Genomic DNA, 16,798 nt, shown 5'->3' on the forward strand with positions numbered 1-16,798 from the left:
AGAAAGGCACTCCCCCATAGCCCCCTCTCGCCGGAGTGACTTCGGTCGGCTCGGCACTGGCTGTTCGCAGGCGCGCTCACAGGACCGACTTTTCTCTCGGGCAATACACGCCTACCCTAAGAGGCAGCAAAGGCGCCTGCGGCCATCTCTGACGGCTACAGACGCCTGCCATCTGACCTTCAGGGCGGCAACCCAGCAGGGGCATAAGGCGCCGTTTCATAATGAAGGCAAGACGTCGGGGAGACTGGGAGCAAGTAAATTAAAGTCAAGCCATTGTAATAATTGGTATTTCTATGGATTTGGCGAGGTTTTTGGGCTATTCTCTTGATCATGGAGAGTACTCAGTATGCTGGCCTTCACCATCGGCACCTCGACCCACGACTGGTCATCCTTCCAACGCCTGCTCGACCGGCACCGGATAGGCTGCCTCGTGGACGTGCGATCCTACCCACGGTCACGGCTGACCCATTTCAACCGCCCGATATTGCGGGTCAGCCTGAACCGAGTTGGCATCAGCTATGTCCACCTCGGCGACCAACTCGGTGGGCGTCCACGTTCTGGCTCAGACCGCTACGACGACATGGCGCAGACCCCAGATTTTTTGGCGGGGATCGTAACGCTGCTGGAGATGGCCCCGCGCACCCGCCTCGTCCTGTGCTGCGCGGAACATGATGTCATCACCTGCCACAGATTTTTGCTGGTCGGGCGACATCTAGCCCAGCGCGGGGTCGATCTCCACCATATTGCCCGCGACGGCAGCCTTGAGACCCAGCACGACGCCGAGGAGCGCCTATTGACCCGCACCAAGGTCCAAGCCGATTTGCTCCAATCCCGAGATGAGCGGCTGGCGGAGGCGTATCACCGCCAAGAGCAGCGCCTGCGGGGCGAACCTGCATGAACGCAGCCCAGAATGGCCTAGAGGATGATTGGACCGCCAATTGTTTGCCAATTCCTGCCCCTAATTTTTGCCACGGGGCTGGGCATCAGCCGATGATTGGACCTGCAGAAACTGGCATCACGGGTCACTCGCAGAAACTGCCAGCCGATTTGGGCATCGATCAGCCCGTCGTAGACCTGATCCGAGATGGCGTGGCACCCAGCACCAGCCGCGCCTACACCTCGGACCTTGCCAAGTTCCGGGCGTGGGGTGGCACGGTCCCGGCCAGTCCCAGCGCCATCGCCCGATTTGTCGCTGAGCTATCCAACACCCATAAGGTCGCTTCGATCAGTCGGATGCTGGCGGCGTTGGCCAAGGCTCATACCGCTGCCGGATTGAATAACCCATGCCGGAGCGAACTGGTCCTCGCCACGATGCGGGGTATTCGCCGCCGTCTCGGCATGATCCAGCGTCAGGCACGCCCCCTGTTGCGCGATGATCTGTTCGAGCTGCTCGACCACCTTGGTGAGCGCCCGAAAGACGTGCGGGACAGAGCGGTATTGCTTTTGGGGTGGGCCACCGCGATGCGGCGCTCCGAGTTGGCCTCCCTGCACGTCGAAGACCTAGAATTTAGCGGGCGCGGGATCATGGTGACGCTGCGGCGCAGCAAAACCGACCAAGAGGGTCGAGGCCGGCAAATCGCTGTGCCGTTTGGCAAAACCCGCCATTGCCCGGTACGCGCCTTGGAAGGCTGGCTCCGCTTGGCCGAGATCAGCAGCGGTCCGCTTTTTCTCAGCCTGAACAAGCACGGCCATATCCTGCCTGAACCGATATCGGGCGAGGCGGTTAGCTTCATGTTGAAATCGCGTCTCACTGCAGCGGGTTATGATCCCGCACTGTTCTCGGGTCATTCGCTACGGGCCGGCTTCGTCACGGCAGCAGCCCAAGCCGGAGCCCCCTCGCATAAAATCAGGCAAACCACCGGCCATCGCTCAGAAGCCAGTCTCGCCCGCTATATCCGCGCTGTCGATCTGTTCGATGACCCAGCCATCGCCAAGCTGCTGTAAACCCGCTTTGCAATCAACGTCAGGGGTTACAACACTTAACTTCAGGGCCAAGCCTGTTGGCGCTCGGCCTGCTCAGTTAGCGCGTGCAATGACGTGGTGCCAGCCGGCCCCAGATGGCAGTCGAACACGGCAACGGTGCAGTTGTAGCGGCTCACCGAGCTTCGCCAATGCCCGCCGCACACTCTCCTTATGCGCCCGGCCCAGCGCCGCGCCGGGATAGACCATTGCCGCCAGTTGCTCAACCGTCCAACTGCCCTGTGGCTGCTGCTCGTAGACCGCAATGATCCGCTGCTGAACGACGCCAAATCCCCGGCTCATGTCCGCCTCCGTCTGCTGATTTTTCACACATTAACCATAGCAGATTGGGACGATCTGAGCACCGCCCGATGTCGCGGAAAGCGGCGGTTCAGCTGGGATAATTACCATTATCACGAGTTAAAATCCGCCGCTAGAGCCCCAGTTTTGGGGTGGATAGAACACTGGCCTTGTGCCTTGACGAAACGGGCCGCTCCACCATTATTGCCGTGCCGATGAATGGATCAACCATGCCAGTTGAAACCCGCTCCCCTCGCCTTGCCGTGCTGATCGATGCCGACAATGCCTCGGCCCGGATCGCCGATGGTTTGTTTGAAGAGATTGCCAAAATTGGCGAGGCCAGCGTCCGGCGCATCTATGGCGATTTCTCCAGCACGCGCTCCAAGGCGTGGGCCGACGTGCTGGCGAAACACGCGATCATCCCGCAGCAGCAGTTCGCCTACACCACCGGCAAAAATGCTTCGGACATCACACTGGTGATCGACGCTATGGACCTGCTGCATAGCGGGCGCTTCGACGGCTTTTGCCTCGTGTCATCCGATAGCGATTTTACGCGGCTGGCCGCTCGCATCCGTGAACAGGGGGTTGATGTGTTCGGCTTCGGTGAGCAGAAGACGCCCGAGAGCTTTCGGCAAGCCTGTCGCCGGTTCATCTATACCGAGAACCTGCTGCCGAGCGCGCCGGCCAACGCCGAGAATGCTGAACTTAAGGCCGCGCCGCTCCAGTCTCCTGCCGATGCGGTGCCGATATTGGTCAAGGTGCTGGCCCAGATGGAGAGTGAAGACGGCTGGGTGCCGCTGGGCGCGGTTGGCAATCAACTGGCCAATCTAGCCTCGGACTTCGACCCTCGCACGTTCGGGTTCCGCAAGCTCAGTGATCTGGTGCGTCAGACCAACGCCTTCGATGTCATTCACCCCGAAGGAGGCGCACTGCGCATTCGGGCCAAGCCCACCCCAGCGAAACGGCCGCGTTGACGTTTGGTCCCAGAAAAGTCTTCGGACCGAGCCTGTCCTGTGCGCTCCCATCTACGGTCATTCCAGTATGCCGGTTGCGCCGCACTCGTTCGCTGAGTTTGGGGGCACCGACTCCCAAGGCACTGTGCAACCTAGCGCCCCTCTGACTTGCAAATGGGTGTTTGAGACGCTCTAGTGTCGCGCATTGAATCAAGAATGCTGGGCAACAGCATTTCGACCGGGGGCATTTACTTGAAGCCGTTTTACGCGCAGCCGATCCTAAATTCCCCGTATCACCCACCGACGCGCCATCACGCCCTGGGCGATAATGGGCAACCCCTCGAACTCGATCCCATTCGCGGGCGCCGGCGCTCGCGCTACATGGTGCCAGTACCGCTCAGCAAAAAGCAGAGCGCAAAATCATCGCAGGGTGAACTCGGACTCGACGAGCAAGTTGGCACAACACGGTACAGTGAAAACTCGATCGTCAATGAGATCCGCTCACATCTGGAAGCTTGGCGCGGTTTGCCCAATGCGGCCGACTGGGGGGTGACGCCCGTCACCCAGCGCTTACTGCAACATTGGCGGCACCATGATTTTACCAATCAACGGCCGTTTTTCTGTCAGCTTGAGGCGGTCGAGACAGCAATCTGGCTGAGCGAGGTGGCGCGCGGTAAGCGGCAATACGCCAATATCTTCAAAACGCTCGACGTGGCTAACCTGGACGCCAATCCGGAACTGTTTCGGCTGGCGTTAAAGCTGGCCACTGGCGCCGGTAAAACCACGGTGATGGCAATGCTGATCGCCTGGCAGACCATCAACCATGCCAGACAACCCGGCTCATCTCTCTTCTCGCGTGGTTTCTTGATCGTGGCACCAGGCATCACGATCAAAGACCGACTGAGGGTGTTGCTGCCATCCGACCCAGAAAATTACTATCGAACTCGCGAGCTGGTGCCGCCGGAGATGCAGGGCGACCTAGGTAATGCCAAGATCGTTATTACCAACTATCACGCCTTCCAGCGGCGCGAGTGGCTCAACACCAACAAGACCGGCCGCGCTATGCTCTCAGGCTGGCGCAACGAAGCTCTGATTACCACAGAGACCGAAGGTGAAATGCTGCAGCGCGCCTGCGGCGATCTGCTGTCGGTCAAGAACGTGGTGGTAATCAACGACGAGGCACACCATTGCTACCGGGAAAAGCAGCAAAATCCGGCTGATGAGGCGTTGAAGGGTGACGACAAAACCGAGGCTGCGGAAAACAGTGCGGCAGCTCGGCTTTGGATTTCTGGGATCGAGGCGCTGCAGCGTAAGGTGGGGCTTCGGGGGGTTTACGACCTTAGCGCTACGCCGTTTTTCTTGCGTGGGTCGGGCTATCTTGAGGGCACGCTGTTTCCTTGGGTAATAAGCGATTTCTCGCTGGTCGATGCTATCGAATGCGGCATCGTGAAACTACCGCGCGTGCCGGTGTCGGACAATTCGCTCAACGCTGATGGCCCCGTCTTCCGCAATTTATGGGACCATATCGGCAAGAAGATGCCCAAGAAGGGCGCGGCTAAATCCGGCGTACTCGATCCGCGTAGCCAGTTTCCCGATATGCTGGCAACCGCATTGCACGCGCTCTATTCTCATTATGAGAGGGAGTACAGCGAGTGGGACAAGGCAGGGATCGGTGTGCCGCCGGTGTTCATCGTGGTGTGCAACAATACTGCCAGTTCACGCCTGGTCTATGAATGGATTTCCGGCTTCCAGCGCGACGAAGAAGGCGAACAGCGCACCATCCACCAGGGCAATCTAAGGTTGTTCTCGAATTTCGATGCGCATACCGGCAACCCGCTGGCGCAGATGAACACTATTCTGGTGGATAGCCACCAGATCGAATCCGGCACTCTGGACGACGCCTTCAAGCAGATTGCCGGTGGCGAGATCGAACAGTTCCGTCGCGAAAAGGCGCAACGGGAGGGTGCAGCTTCGGCCGGCGCCGTTACCGATAGCGAAATCCTGCGCGAAGTGATGAACACCGTCGGGCGCCAGGGTCGTCTCGGCGAGCACGTGCGCTGTGTCGTTTCAGTATCGATGCTGACAGAAGGATGGGACGCGAACACGGTGACCCATATTCTCGGCGCTCGCGCCTTCGGCACGCAATTGCTGTGCGAGCAGGTGGTCGGTCGCGGCCTGCGGCGTCAGTCCTATGAACTGGGAGAGGACACTGACGCGGAGGGGCACCGTCTGTTTGAACCCGAATATGCCGATATCCTCGGCATCCCCTTCGATTTTGCTACCGAGCCGACCGAGGTCACCAAGAAGCCGCCCAAGCCTGTCACTCGTATCGCCGCCGTTAGGGAGCGCATCGCCTTGTCGATGCGGCTGCCGCGAGTTGCGGGCTATCGCACCGAGTTGCCGGATGACCACCTGTCAGCAACATTTACCGATCAACACAGGCTCGTGCTGGATCAGTCGATGGTTGGCCCCACCCGCGCCCGCATGGAGGGGTTGGTCGGTGAGGGCCACGATATCTCGCCCGAGGTGTTGGACGAAATGCGCCCAGCAGCGATTGCCACGCATCTCAGCAAATATTTGCTGGAGCACCATTTGCTTGATGGCAGCGGCAAGCCGCAATATCACCTCTACTATAAACTGCAGCCGATTGTGCGCCGCTGGATGGCGGAGTGCTTCTCTGCCGTGGGTGGCACCAAGCCCGGCATGCTGACTTATGCCAGCGTGGCATCGCGTGCCGCTGAACTGATCCATACGGCCATTCTACATCAAGGCGAGGATGGCGAACCGCAGCGGGTCAAGGCGTTGCTCGACCCGTACAATCCCGCCGTGGTGACCGACCACGTGCAGTTCATCACCTCCAAGACCGCGCTATGGCAGACCGACCCGAGCAAGTGCCAGATCAATTACGTGGTGGGCGACAGCCAGTGGGAGCTGGAGTTCGCTCAGGTGGCGGAGCGTCATCCGCAGACGCTGGCCTATGTCAAGAACCAGGCGCTGGGTTTCGAAGTGCCCTATCTCGCGGGGAGCGAGGCGCGGCGCTATTTGCCGGATTTCATCGTCAAACTCGATGACGGGCACGGGCCGGACGATCCGCTGATGTTGGTGGTCGAGATCAAGGGCGAACGCGATATTGACGACCAGATCAAGGCGGAGACCATGCGCACTTTGTGGGTGCCCAGCGTCAACAATCTGGGCGATTTCGGGCGCTGGAGCTTCATCGAGCTCCACGACGCTTTCAACATGGAACACGATTACGCGGCAGCCATCGCGACGCTGACGGCGCCTAGGAAAGAATACGCATAATGGCCAGGCCTCCCAAATCCAAAGATGTCGAAACGCTGCGTCATCAGGATCGACGCATCAACAATCCCACGGCCGAGATGGCGCCGATCTATGAGCAGAACGAAGAGCTCATGGGGATCAAGTGGAAGGCCATGAAGATGCCACGAGCATTTCCGCTAGCGGAGGGTGAAACGCGACCGCGCGATGGCGATCTTGATCCGCAGATCGTCTGGAATGGCATCAGAATTTCGCTGACCGAAGTGCAGCGCGCGCAACTGACCGAGACCGGCACGGTCGAAATCGGCGATGCGCAGCTGGTGTGGCGCGGTAAGGATACACAAGACTGGTCCGATCTCATCGTCAATGCGCCGCCGCTCTATATCCAGGAGAAGGTGCATCCCAAGGCGATCATCGACGATCTCAAGCGCCAGACTGACGCGAAGCGCGCCGAGCAGGACGACGCGCCGGACTTGTTCGCCGATTTCAACGGGCTGACCGATCCGGAGGCTCGGGCCGAGTTCTATCGCCATTCCATGCACTGGCAGAACCGCTTCATCCTGGGCGATAGCCTGCAGGTGATGGCGAGCCTGGCGCAGCGCGAGGGGCTCAAGGGCAAGGTACAGGCGATCTACTTCGATCCGCCCTATGGCATCAAGTTCAATTCCAACTGGCAGGTCTCCACCCTCAGCCGCGACGTCAAGGACGGCAAGCAGACCGACATCACCCGCGAGCCCGAACAGGTGAAGGCCTTCCGCGATACCTGGAAGGACGGAATCCATTCATATCTAACCTACCTGCGGGATCGGCTGACCGTTGCACGGGAGCTGCTGACGGAGAGCGGCAGCATTTTTGTGCAGATTGGGGACGAGAATGTCCACCGGGTACGGGCGGTTATGGATGAGGTGTTTGGGGCGACGAATTTTGTAAGCTCTATTGCTTATCAAACCACTCCTTATGCAACGAGTAATTTTCTTCCTCCGGTCTATGATTCAATTCTGTGGTACGGGCGGAATATTAAAGAACTAAAGTACCGCCAACTATTTAAGCTGAAATCCGATATGGCGAGCGTAAATCGCTTTAGCACGTTGCGTGCGGACGACGGCGCTACCGTGAGGCCATCTACGGTGCAGGAACGAGAGCTAGGGTTTCCTGAGGGCTGGTCTCCCTTCCAGGCAGTTTCACTCGTATCGCCCGGCGCTGCCTCAGAGCTTCAAACTTTCAGATTTGAGGGCAGATCATATCTTCCGCCAGGGTCATCTCATTGGAAAATTCGCCTAAGTACTATGGACCGAGTGGGAAAGTCGGGTCGTCTGCATAAGACCAAAGCTGGCGTGCGCTTTCGAAGCATGCTCACCGACTTTCCAGTTTCAGTTACTCATAACATTTGGACTGACACCAGTGGCGGCATCTCGAGCCGGACGGACGAGAAAAGATATGTGGTCGAAACTTCTACGGGAGTAATAGAGCGTTGCCTGCTAATGGCCACCGATGCCGGCGACCTCGTGCTCGATCCCACCTGCGGCTCGGGCACGACGGCGACTGTCGCCGAACAGTGGGGACGCCGCTGGATCACCATGGATACATCGCGCGTTGCGCTTGCGCTTGCCCGCACGCGGCTGATGAGCGCGCGCTATCCCTATTATCACTTGGCCGACAGCGCCGAGGGCCGGGTGCAAGAAGGCAAGGTCACTGGCAGGCTGCCCGTCAGCGAGCCGGCGCCGGGCGGCGATATCCGCGAGGGCTTCGTCTATGAACGTGCGCCGCACATCACGCTTAAATCCATCGCCAGCAATGCCGAAATCGACATCATCTGGGACAAATGGCAAGCCGCGCTGGAGCCTCTACGTGGAGCGATAAATGCAGCCCTGTTCCGCACCGAGGGGAGGCACGCCCCTGCTAAGGGCGCAGATGACGAGCACTCCCTTGGTAAGAGGGAGGCCGAGAGTCCCGGCTGGCAGGAATGGCAGATTCCGCGTGATCTCGATACTTGGCTCGTTAGCAAGGACGGCAAAGCCCATGCCGCGCTTGTAAACCGGAGCGTGCGCGACCTCCATGTCAAATGGTGGGAGGGCCGCGTTGCCCGGCAGCAGGAAATCGACGCCTCCATCGCTCGCGCCGCCGATGTCGAACTGCTCTATGACCGCCCCTACGAAGACAAATCCAAGGTCCGCGTCGCCGGGCCGTTCACCGTGGAAAGCCTGTCGCCGCATCGCGTGGTGACGGCGCGCGACGATACGCTTGGGTCCGAACTCGCCGCCGCCGAAGGCCAGATGCAGCCGGGCCCGAAAAACATGCCCGGGGCCGACTTCGGCGCCATGGTGATCGAAAATCTCAAGAAGGCCGGCCTGCACCAGAAGGACAAGGCTGACACGATCCACTTTAACTCGGTGGAGCCCTGGCCGGGCAAATGGCTGGGCGCCGAGGCCCGTTATACCGATGGCGAAGGCTGCGAACGCCGCGCCGGCGTATTGATCGGGCCTGAATTCGGCACGCTGACCCACAGCCAGATCACCGCTGCGGCCCGCGAAGCCGCCAACGCCCGTTTCGATGTGCTGATCGCCTGTGCCTTCAACTTCGACGCCATTTCGGGTGAACTCGATCGCCTCGGCCCGCTCGCCATCCTCAAGGCCCGCATGAACCCCGATCTGCACATGGCCGATGAACTCAAGGCCACCGGCAAGGGCAACCTGTTCGTCGTGTTCGGCGAACCGGACATCGACATCCTCGATGCGCCGGACGGAGAGCTGAAAATCCGTGTCAACGGCGTCGATGTGTTTGATCCCTCGACCGGCGAAATCCGGTCCGACGGCAAGGACGGCATTGCCGCCTGGTTCATCGATACCGACTACAACGAAGAAAGCTTCTTCGTCCGCCACGCCTATTTCCTCGGCAGTGCCTCCAGCGGTGAGGGGCCCTACAAGTCGCTCAAGACCGCTTTGCGCGCCGAAATCGACGAAGATGCCTGGGCGACGCTCTATTCAGATACGTCACGGCCGTTCCCAAAGCCCAAGACGGGTCGCATCGCAGTGAAGGTCATCAATCACTTCGGAGATGAAGTGCTTAAGGTATTTGGGGTTTAGCATTGGACAAGTCTGCATCTAACATTTCTGCGCAACATCTTTTTGATCGAGTTTTTTCGTTCAGCCGCAGCCAGATTCCGGCTCGTGGCAAACTCATGCCAGATGGCAAGTTTGTCGTCCTGGCGGGTTCAAATGCCGTTCGGCAGGGAACAGCGCAGGTCAAACGAGATAAGCCGGAACGAGATCGGCTGATTCGTGAGGGCGTTTTGCAGTCTGTGCCTGGTGCTGATTTTTACGTTTTCGCGAAAGACCAGACCTTTGGGAGCCCAAGCTCTGCTGCGGGCGTCATTCAGGACGGGAATGCGAGCGGTCCAAAATACTGGACCGATCCTGACTCCGGGAAGTCGCTACACGAACTTGGTTACAATCGAAATCCGGTCAAATAGAGCTCATGCCATATTCAGCAGCAACTGTCGCCGAGACGGTCATGAACGTCAATCATCGCTATTTTCTGCCTGCTATTCAGCGTCCCTACGTCTGGGACTCCGAGCAGATTGTCCGCTTGTTCGACTCGCTGATGAAGGGTTTCCCGATCAGCTCGTTCCTGTTTTGGGATATTAGCCCAGAGAACAAGAACAACTGGCAAAGCTATCGCTTCGCCGAAAATTTCCGCCAGGGTGAAATCCACAACGAACATGCCAATCTTGACGGTCTGAAGGTGACCCTAGTGCTCGACGGTCAGCAGCGGTTGACCTCGATGCTGATCGGGTTGCGCGGATCTTTAACGGAGAAAATCAAGCACAAGCGGAGTTCAAGTTCTGACGCGTGGCGAACTAAGAAATTGTTTCTCGATCTACTGATCGAACCCGACAACATTTTTGACGAAGATGACTCCGAGCACGATGAGCAGCTGTTTGGTTTTGCATTTCGTGAAGGGCTGCCCGCATCGCTCCCTGGTCAGCTATGGATGAAGGTCGGCGACATTCTTGAATTGGAGGACGATGCCGCTTTCGAGCACTACAAACTGAAGATAATTGGCAATTTGCGGCAAGATGCGACGCAGGCCGAGAGAGATCTTGCGGCGCGGAACCTGGACCGTTTGCGCAGTATGGTTTGGATCGACCAATCGGTCTGCTTTTATACCGAGCAATTGCAGGACTACGATCGCGTGCTTCGCATATTCGTTCGGGCAAACGACGCTGGGACCAAGCTCAGCAAGGTTGACCTGATGGTGTCAATGATTTCAGCGCGATGGTCCGATATTTCGGCGCGCGAGGAACTGGTCAATTTGGCCGACGAAATCAACAAGGACGGTCACCGCAAAAATGCGGTTACGCGTGACTACATTATCAAGGCGACGTTGCTGCTATCTGGCTTGGATCACCACTATCAGGTTCGCAATTTGACGCTGGCTAATCTGGACACCATGAGAATTGCCTGGCCAAGCGTTAAGAAAACGCTGCGCCGAACCTTCGCCTTGCTCAATGCCTTTGGACTCGACGAGAGCAACCTGACCAGCTTGAATGCCACCTTGCCGATTGCGCAATATCTGCACAGCACGGGGCATGACCTTCTCGCACAGGACACGACATTCAATATCTTGAACGCCGAGCGCATTCGCCGGTGGATCATTGCCGCACTGTTGAACTTAGTGTTCGGCGGCACATCAGATTCGACAATTGCGGTGGCTCGCAAGGTCGTCGAAAAAGTGCAGCCAGGAGACGATTTCCCATTCGCTGGCTTGAACGCCGAGCTTTCTCGTCACCTCAAGCGCTCATCGGCCTTTGAGGATAGCTCCATAGAGGCGGTGCTTGGTCTCGGCTATGGCCAAAAGCTCACGTTCTTAGCTTTGACATTGCTTTATGACGAGCACCGTTGGGGGATGATGCCATTCCACGTTGATCACGTTTTCCCGCAAGCCCTTCTGTCGCGTGCAACACTGATGAAGCAGAACCTGCCCCAATCAAAGATCGACGAAATTCAAGGATTGACCAATCGGTTTGGTAATCTGCAGCTCCTCTCCCAGAGCGAAAATATTGAGAAAAACGCGCAAGCCTTTGGCACGTGGATCAGAACGAGGGACGACCAGTTTACAAAGAGACACAGCCTGCCACCTGATGAGCATCTGCAAACAATTCTCATGCTGCCGAAGTTCATCGAAGAACGCGAAAAGCTTGTTCGTGCGAGGTTGAAGCGGCTTCAGCTCGATCCTTCGGTTGATATTCAACCTATGCAAGCATGAGCACCATCCTCGCCGAAAGTTTCAGCACGGCCCTCGCCAAGCTCAACGGCAACGAGCAGAAGCAGGCCAAGCTAACCGTCTATGACCTGCAGGAAAATCCTGATCAGCCGGGCCTGTCCTTCCATCGGATCGACAAGTCTCGTGACCGAAATTTCTGGTCGGTGCGGGTTTCCGGCGACATTCGGATCATCGTGCACAAGGCCGGTGACAGTCTGCTTCTCGCCTATGTCGATCACCATGACGCCGCTTATGCTTGGGCGGAGCGTCGGGTTATCGACGAGCACCCCCACACCGGGGCTATCCAGATTCGCGAAGTGCGAGAGCTGGTACAGGAGTTGCGCCGGCCCGTTGTGTCGCCAGAGCCAGACGCAACTCCCCCGGTTCCGGGGAAGGCTTCTGCACCCCTGCCACCGCTATTCGTCACGCTGAGCAATGACGATCTGCTATCGGTCGGCGTGCCGGCGGACTGGATTGAGGACGTACGGGCAGCCACTGACGACAGCTTTTTTGACGTCGCACCTCATTTGCCCGAAGAAGCCCGCGAGGGTCTACTGGACTTTGCTGCAACTGGCGTGCTCAAGCCCACAGCGCCCCCAACTGCTGACCCACTGCAACACCCTGATACGCAGCGCCGGTTTCGCATCATGGAGGGCGTGGAGGCGATGCAGGTGGCACTCGATGCCCCGTTCGAGAAGTGGGCCATCTTCTTGCACCCAACGCAGCGCCAAACGGTTGAGCGGACTTTTGGCGGTCCTGCGCGGGTCGTGGGCTCGGCTGGGACCGGCAAGACCGTGGTGGCGCTACATCGGGTTCTGAGCATCCTGCAGGCCGACCTGGATGCACGCGTCCTGCTCACTACCTTCTCCGATCCACTGTCGAACGCATTGGCACGCAAGCTCAAACTTCTCGTTGGAGAGCGGGCCGAGTTGCTCAACCGGGTGACCATCGGCGCGTTTTCGCGTGTAGCATCGCAGCTTTATACACTTGCAACCGGGTGGCAGCCCAACATGGCGACGGCTCAGGCCATCCGCACGCAAATACTTAAGGCGGCTGAGGCCACAGATACGGGTGGAATCACATCTCAGTTTTTGCATTCAGAATGGGAAAATGTGATCGATGCTTGGCAGATACAAAGTCTGACCGCCTATGCTGATGTGCCACGGATCGGGCGTAAGAACCGCCTAGGCGCCAACCAGCGGGAACGTCTCTGGCAGGTGTTTGAAATAGTGCGGTCCCGGCTGGCGGAACGCCGCCTTCTGACCGAGGCTGGGCTGTTCGACGCAGTGTCGACATCCTACCGAGACCGACCAAATCGGCCGTTCACCCACATTGTCGTAGATGAAGCGCAGGATCTCGGGGTTCCCGAATTGCGGTTCCTGGCCGCCATTGCTCCGGATCGACCGGATGCGCTGTTTTTTGTCGGCGATCTCGGTCAGCGTATATTTCGCCAGCCTTTCTCCTGGAAAGCACTGGGGGTGGACGTTCGTGGTCGTTCCGTAACATTGAAGGTCAACTACCGGACGTCGCATCAAATCAGGCGGGCGGCGGACAGATTGCTGCCAAAGAGCGTCCGTGATCTGGACGGCATCGCTGACGAACGTGCCGGGACGATTTCGGTTTTTAACGGTCCAGATCCCGAGGTTCTGTTGCGCGCCGACGAAGCGACGGAAGCGGGGGCGGTTGCTGAATTACTGCGGAAGGCGCAAGCGAGCGGCATCCAGCCAGCCGAGATCGGGGTCTTCGTTCGATCTGAAGCGCAACTCAGTCGGGCGCGCGCCGCCATCCGAGAAGCAGGACTAGCGAGCCGTTCATTCGTTGATCCATCGGCTGATGGCAGCCAGACCGTCCTAGCCGGAACCATGCACCTCGCTAAGGGCCTTGAGTTCAGAATGGTCGTGCTAATGGCGTGCGACCAAGATGTGCTGCCGCTTGCCGAACGTCTGGAGCAGGTTTCGGACGAATTTGAACTCGATGAAGTGCTGACTACCGAGCGGCAATTACTTTATGTGGCTGCAACACGTGCGCGAGATCGCCTGGTCATTTCTGCCGTTGAACCAGGTTCCGAATTCATCGACGATTTTGATGCTAATTAGGCCAGGTTTTAGGGTCATCTTGGGCAACTTGCAGAGCTTGATGATCGAGCACTGCACCATGATTTCAAACCAGTGCGGACCGTTCTAGCGCAGGCCGAAGCCTCGTTGGGAAGTGACCGCCCACACCTGAACTACCCTGCGGCCTTCATATCTGCGCCATATCGTCATAGCGATCTGAGCCAGTACGCGGACGCCCACCGAGTTGGTCGCCGAGGTGGATATAGCTGATGCCGACGCGGTTACGCGGCCAACTTGTTGACCCCCACCTCAGCGGCGATTTTGGTTTTTCCTCCAATGGCCAAGTCGTCCACGTAGGATCGAACATGGAGGTGATCGCCTAGTCCGCGCAATGTCAATCATGCTCTGGCACGAGCCGGGCATCAGGATCGCGTTGACCACCGCACCCTCGAAGCCCAACGCCGTGATACAGAGCGTCAGGCGGCCTCCGCGCGCCGCCAAGGACAATGCGCGAGCGGAGGCTATGGAGGGGGAAGGCGGTCGTTCTTGACCGCGAACCGCAGCCGAAAATCGGCCATGCCGCGATGGCGCTAGATAGAGCGCCAGTGCACCGAGCGCGGTGACCGATGGCGCCCGGTCATGGCGCGGAACCTTGTTGGGTTGCATGGCATCCATCTTGGCCTCGTCCGCTGATGGCACGTCGCGGGGCTCGAGAGCGGGTTGTAAATCGCCTGCTTCGTCACGCGCCGATGCACGAGCTCCTGGGCGGTGGAGGCATGTCCTTGCACTCACCTATGCCTAAATAGGTAGTGATCCAGACGCGCTACCGCGGAAAAAAATCCCGCGGACATCAGCAGCGTCCACACCTGGGGCGCCAGCGAATTGACCAGGATCACCCTGGTAACGTGGAAGCCGGTGACCAGCACTACGCCGAGATTGAAAATGTGGGCTGTGGATGACATTTCCGCCAGCCCTCCGAGCGAAACCGCCAGGATCATGGTTCCGGCTGGCATTCCGCTGAACTGGGCAAGAAGTTGGGCATACCCTAGAAGCAGTGCCGTGCTGAGAAAGATGAACATCGTGGCGGGCAGCAGCAGTCTGGCGCATGCCCTGATTGCGTCCCGCTTGAACCGGGAGCCGATGACGACACCCACAAATAACTGGCCGGCATTGAACAGGGGGGTGGGCATGCCACCTTCTGTTAGGCCAAGGCCTGACAGCAAGCCAATCGTCGTTAACGCCCCGATGACCCATGGATTGCTGAGGCGCAGGGCCCCTGCCACCAATACGCCCGCCGTTGCAATGACCAGCACGACCGGTACCATCCAGTGGTCGAGGCTAGGCGCCAGACTTGCGACAGTCGGTGTGCTGCCCGGCTCCGACAAGTAGCCGACCACTGTCGGCACGACGGTCACGATAAGCGCGACGCGCAGGGCTTGGGTGAAAGCGATAGGTTCTGGCTGTGCGCCAAGCTTTGCCGCGTTTACAGCCATTTCGCTCACGCCGCCCGGTACCAGAGCAAAATACGCGGTCTTCGCGTCCAGCCGGCCTAGGCGCGCGTAGAACACGCTAAAAAACGCAGTCAGAGCGATGCTGATGAGCGCCGACAGGATCATGATTGGCGCCCAGGCCACCAGAGTTGCAAACACCGTACCGGTGACGCCGAGGCCGAGCGTCGTGCCGATGAGCAACTGGCCGGCGCGGCGTCCGTGTTGCGAGGCAAAGACTTCGACGCCGCTTATCGACAGGGCTGCGCTGGCCAGCATCGGCCCCAATAGCCAGGGCAGTTGCAAGCCTGCCAAATCGGCCAAAAAACCGACCAGAACGGCGACTAGGATGCTCGCAGCCGCTCCAAATCGGGTGCGCACAAGGTTTGGAAAATTGTGCCAGGTCAGAGTGCGGGAACCACAATATTACCCTCGAACAGGCGGCGGGCGGTGCGAATGAGCGAACTTCGCTGGATTTGTGGGATTCCGGCCTGAACGCCGGGTCCGGTTTCGACCTGGATTAGCATTGATCCTGCCGGATGTTCTATGCGCACCGTTCCAGAAGCGTCGATCGGCGCCTTCAGTAGGTCGCTTGCCACCGAACCGGGAACGAACAGGCTGGTGGCAATGGTGATCGCGCCGGTCACCGCCAGCGAGCGATGGCATGTCAGAGGAGTCAGGTAGCGAATCAGCGCCGTGCCGCCTTGGCGCGACGGGGCGACCAGCGCAACCTTTGGGGTCACCTTGCCCGCCACATCACCCATGCCCATTGCAAGCCCTGCCTTGCGCCGCAGGCCCTCGACCTGATCGAGCGCGCTCCGGTTGCTGTCGATCTCTTCAGGCAGTTCCGCGCCGGTGAGGCCGACATCTTCGGCGCGGATGATCATCAGCGGTACAGCGGCGTCGATCAGCGTCATCTCAATGCCGTCGATCACGGAACGGGCCTGTTTTGCGGGCAGCAGGTGCCCCGTCACGGAGCCGATCGCGTCGCGAAAGCTGAGCTTGATCGGTGCTGCGGTACCCGGAACGCCGTCGATGGAGACTTCACCTTCATAGTCGACCACCCCGCCGGGGGTCCGCACCACCGCGTCCACAATCGTACCGCTGTTGATATTGCGGATGCAGAGGCTTGTTTCGTCGCCATTCGCCGCTATCAGGCCGGCGTCCAGAGCAAAGGGGCCGACCGCCGAGAGCATGTTGCCGCAATTGGGATTGCGATCGACGGTGGCCGTAGCCACGTTCACCTGGACGAACAGATAATCCAGATCGACGCCCGGTACGGTGGACCGGCTGACGATCGCCACCTTGCTCGAGAGCGAGTTGCCGCCGCCCACGCCATCGATCTGCAATGGGTGCGGCGAACCCATCGCGGCGATGAGAATGCGGTCTACCGCAAGCTCGTCTTCCGGCAGGTCACTAGCCAGGAAGAAGAGGCCGCGCGATGTTCCGCCCCTCATCAAGACACACGGGATACGCAATTGCATGGCTAACTCCTCCGGCTACC

Annotated in this window: 11 protein-coding genes; 8 read left to right on the plus strand and 3 right to left on the minus strand. The window is 59.0% G+C overall.

Annotated elements, in window-relative coordinates; genetic code table 11:
- The first annotated feature begins 346 nt into the window (after positions 1 to 346).
- Both ACX3OZ_RS06210 and ACX3OZ_RS06215 read left to right on the plus strand, forming a co-directional pair.
- Positions 347 to 898, plus strand: a complete 552-nt coding sequence (locus ACX3OZ_RS06210; protein ID WP_459104042.1) for a DUF488 domain-containing protein — start codon at positions 347 to 349, stop codon at positions 896 to 898.
- Positions 895 to 1,944 carry a site-specific integrase gene (locus tag ACX3OZ_RS06215; protein ID WP_459104043.1) on the plus strand — a complete coding sequence of 350 codons (1,050 nt, stop codon included), beginning with the start codon at positions 895 to 897 and terminating at the stop codon, positions 1,942 to 1,944. Before ACX3OZ_RS06210 ends, ACX3OZ_RS06215 begins: the two co-directional genes overlap by 4 nt.
- Before the next feature lie 72 nt (positions 1,945 to 2,016).
- Here the strand turns inward: ACX3OZ_RS06215 and ACX3OZ_RS06220 are convergent, their stop codons facing one another.
- Complete coding sequence (locus ACX3OZ_RS06220; RefSeq protein ID WP_459104044.1) at positions 2,017 to 2,262, minus strand: hypothetical protein; 246 nt, start codon at positions 2,260 to 2,262, stop codon at positions 2,017 to 2,019.
- A gap of 227 nt (positions 2,263 to 2,489) precedes the next feature.
- Between ACX3OZ_RS06220 and ACX3OZ_RS06225 the strand changes: the two genes are divergently transcribed.
- The 6 genes from ACX3OZ_RS06225 (at position 2,490) to ACX3OZ_RS06250 (ending at position 13,849) form a co-directional block, all read left to right on the plus strand.
- The gene (locus ACX3OZ_RS06225) at positions 2,490 to 3,233 is read left to right on the plus strand and encodes an NYN domain-containing protein (RefSeq protein WP_459104045.1); all 744 of its coding nucleotides are present in this window, start codon (positions 2,490 to 2,492) and stop codon (positions 3,231 to 3,233) included.
- Between the two features lie 195 nt (positions 3,234 to 3,428).
- Positions 3,429 to 6,515, plus strand: a complete 3,087-nt coding sequence (locus ACX3OZ_RS06230) for a BPTD_3080 family restriction endonuclease (RefSeq protein ID WP_459104100.1) — start codon at positions 3,429 to 3,431, stop codon at positions 6,513 to 6,515.
- On the plus strand, positions 6,515 to 9,574 hold the full coding sequence (locus ACX3OZ_RS06235; protein ID WP_459104046.1) for a site-specific DNA-methyltransferase: 3,060 nt from the start codon (positions 6,515 to 6,517) through the stop codon (positions 9,572 to 9,574). Before ACX3OZ_RS06230 ends, ACX3OZ_RS06235 begins: the two co-directional genes overlap by 1 nt.
- Positions 9,575 to 9,576: 2 nt before the next feature.
- Complete coding sequence (locus ACX3OZ_RS06240; protein ID WP_459104047.1) at positions 9,577 to 9,960, plus strand: DUF4357 domain-containing protein; 384 nt, start codon at positions 9,577 to 9,579, stop codon at positions 9,958 to 9,960.
- 41 nt (positions 9,961 to 10,001) lie between these two features.
- Positions 10,002 to 11,756, plus strand: a complete 1,755-nt coding sequence (locus ACX3OZ_RS06245; protein ID WP_459104048.1) for a DUF262 domain-containing protein — start codon at positions 10,002 to 10,004, stop codon at positions 11,754 to 11,756.
- On the plus strand, positions 11,753 to 13,849 hold the full coding sequence (locus ACX3OZ_RS06250; protein WP_459104049.1) for a 3'-5' exonuclease: 2,097 nt from the start codon (positions 11,753 to 11,755) through the stop codon (positions 13,847 to 13,849). Before ACX3OZ_RS06245 ends, ACX3OZ_RS06250 begins: the two co-directional genes overlap by 4 nt.
- A gap of 746 nt (positions 13,850 to 14,595) precedes the next feature.
- Here ACX3OZ_RS06250 and ACX3OZ_RS06255 read toward each other — a convergent pair.
- Together ACX3OZ_RS06255 and ACX3OZ_RS06260 are read right to left on the minus strand one after the other, a co-directional pair.
- The gene (locus ACX3OZ_RS06255; RefSeq protein ID WP_459104050.1) at positions 14,596 to 15,675 is read right to left on the minus strand and encodes an AbrB family transcriptional regulator; all 1,080 of its coding nucleotides are present in this window, start codon (positions 15,673 to 15,675) and stop codon (positions 14,596 to 14,598) included.
- Between the two features lie 23 nt (positions 15,676 to 15,698).
- On the minus strand, positions 15,699 to 16,778 hold the full coding sequence (locus tag ACX3OZ_RS06260; protein WP_459104051.1) for a 4-oxalomesaconate tautomerase: 1,080 nt from the start codon (positions 16,776 to 16,778) through the stop codon (positions 15,699 to 15,701).
- Between the last annotated feature and the right edge of the window lie 20 nt (positions 16,779 to 16,798).

The organism is Devosia sp. A369 (assembly GCF_054489345.1).

Bases quoted from the DNA above. Each gene is read 5' to 3' on its own strand.
- ACX3OZ_RS06210 (WP_459104042.1), top strand. From the start codon at position 347: ATGCTGGCCTTCACCATCGGCACCTCGACCCACGACTGGTCATCCTTC.
- ACX3OZ_RS06245 (WP_459104048.1), top strand. From the start codon at position 10,002: ATGAACGTCAATCATCGCTATTTTCTGCCTGCTATTCAGCGTCCCTAC.
- ACX3OZ_RS06225 (WP_459104045.1), top strand. From the start codon at position 2,490: ATGCCAGTTGAAACCCGCTCCCCTCGCCTTGCCGTGCTGATCGATGCC.
- ACX3OZ_RS06235 (WP_459104046.1), top strand. From the start codon at position 6,515: ATGGCCAGGCCTCCCAAATCCAAAGATGTCGAAACGCTGCGTCATCAG.
- ACX3OZ_RS06230 (WP_459104100.1), top strand. From the start codon at position 3,429: ATGCTGGGCAACAGCATTTCGACCGGGGGCATTTACTTGAAGCCGTTT.
- ACX3OZ_RS06215 (WP_459104043.1), top strand. From the start codon at position 895: ATGAACGCAGCCCAGAATGGCCTAGAGGATGATTGGACCGCCAATTGT.
- ACX3OZ_RS06250 (WP_459104049.1), top strand. From the start codon at position 11,753: ATGAGCACCATCCTCGCCGAAAGTTTCAGCACGGCCCTCGCCAAGCTC.
- ACX3OZ_RS06220 (WP_459104044.1), bottom strand. From the start codon at position 2,262: ATGAGCCGGGGATTTGGCGTCGTTCAGCAGCGGATCATTGCGGTCTAC.
- ACX3OZ_RS06260 (WP_459104051.1), bottom strand. From the start codon at position 16,778: ATGCAATTGCGTATCCCGTGTGTCTTGATGAGGGGCGGAACATCGCGC.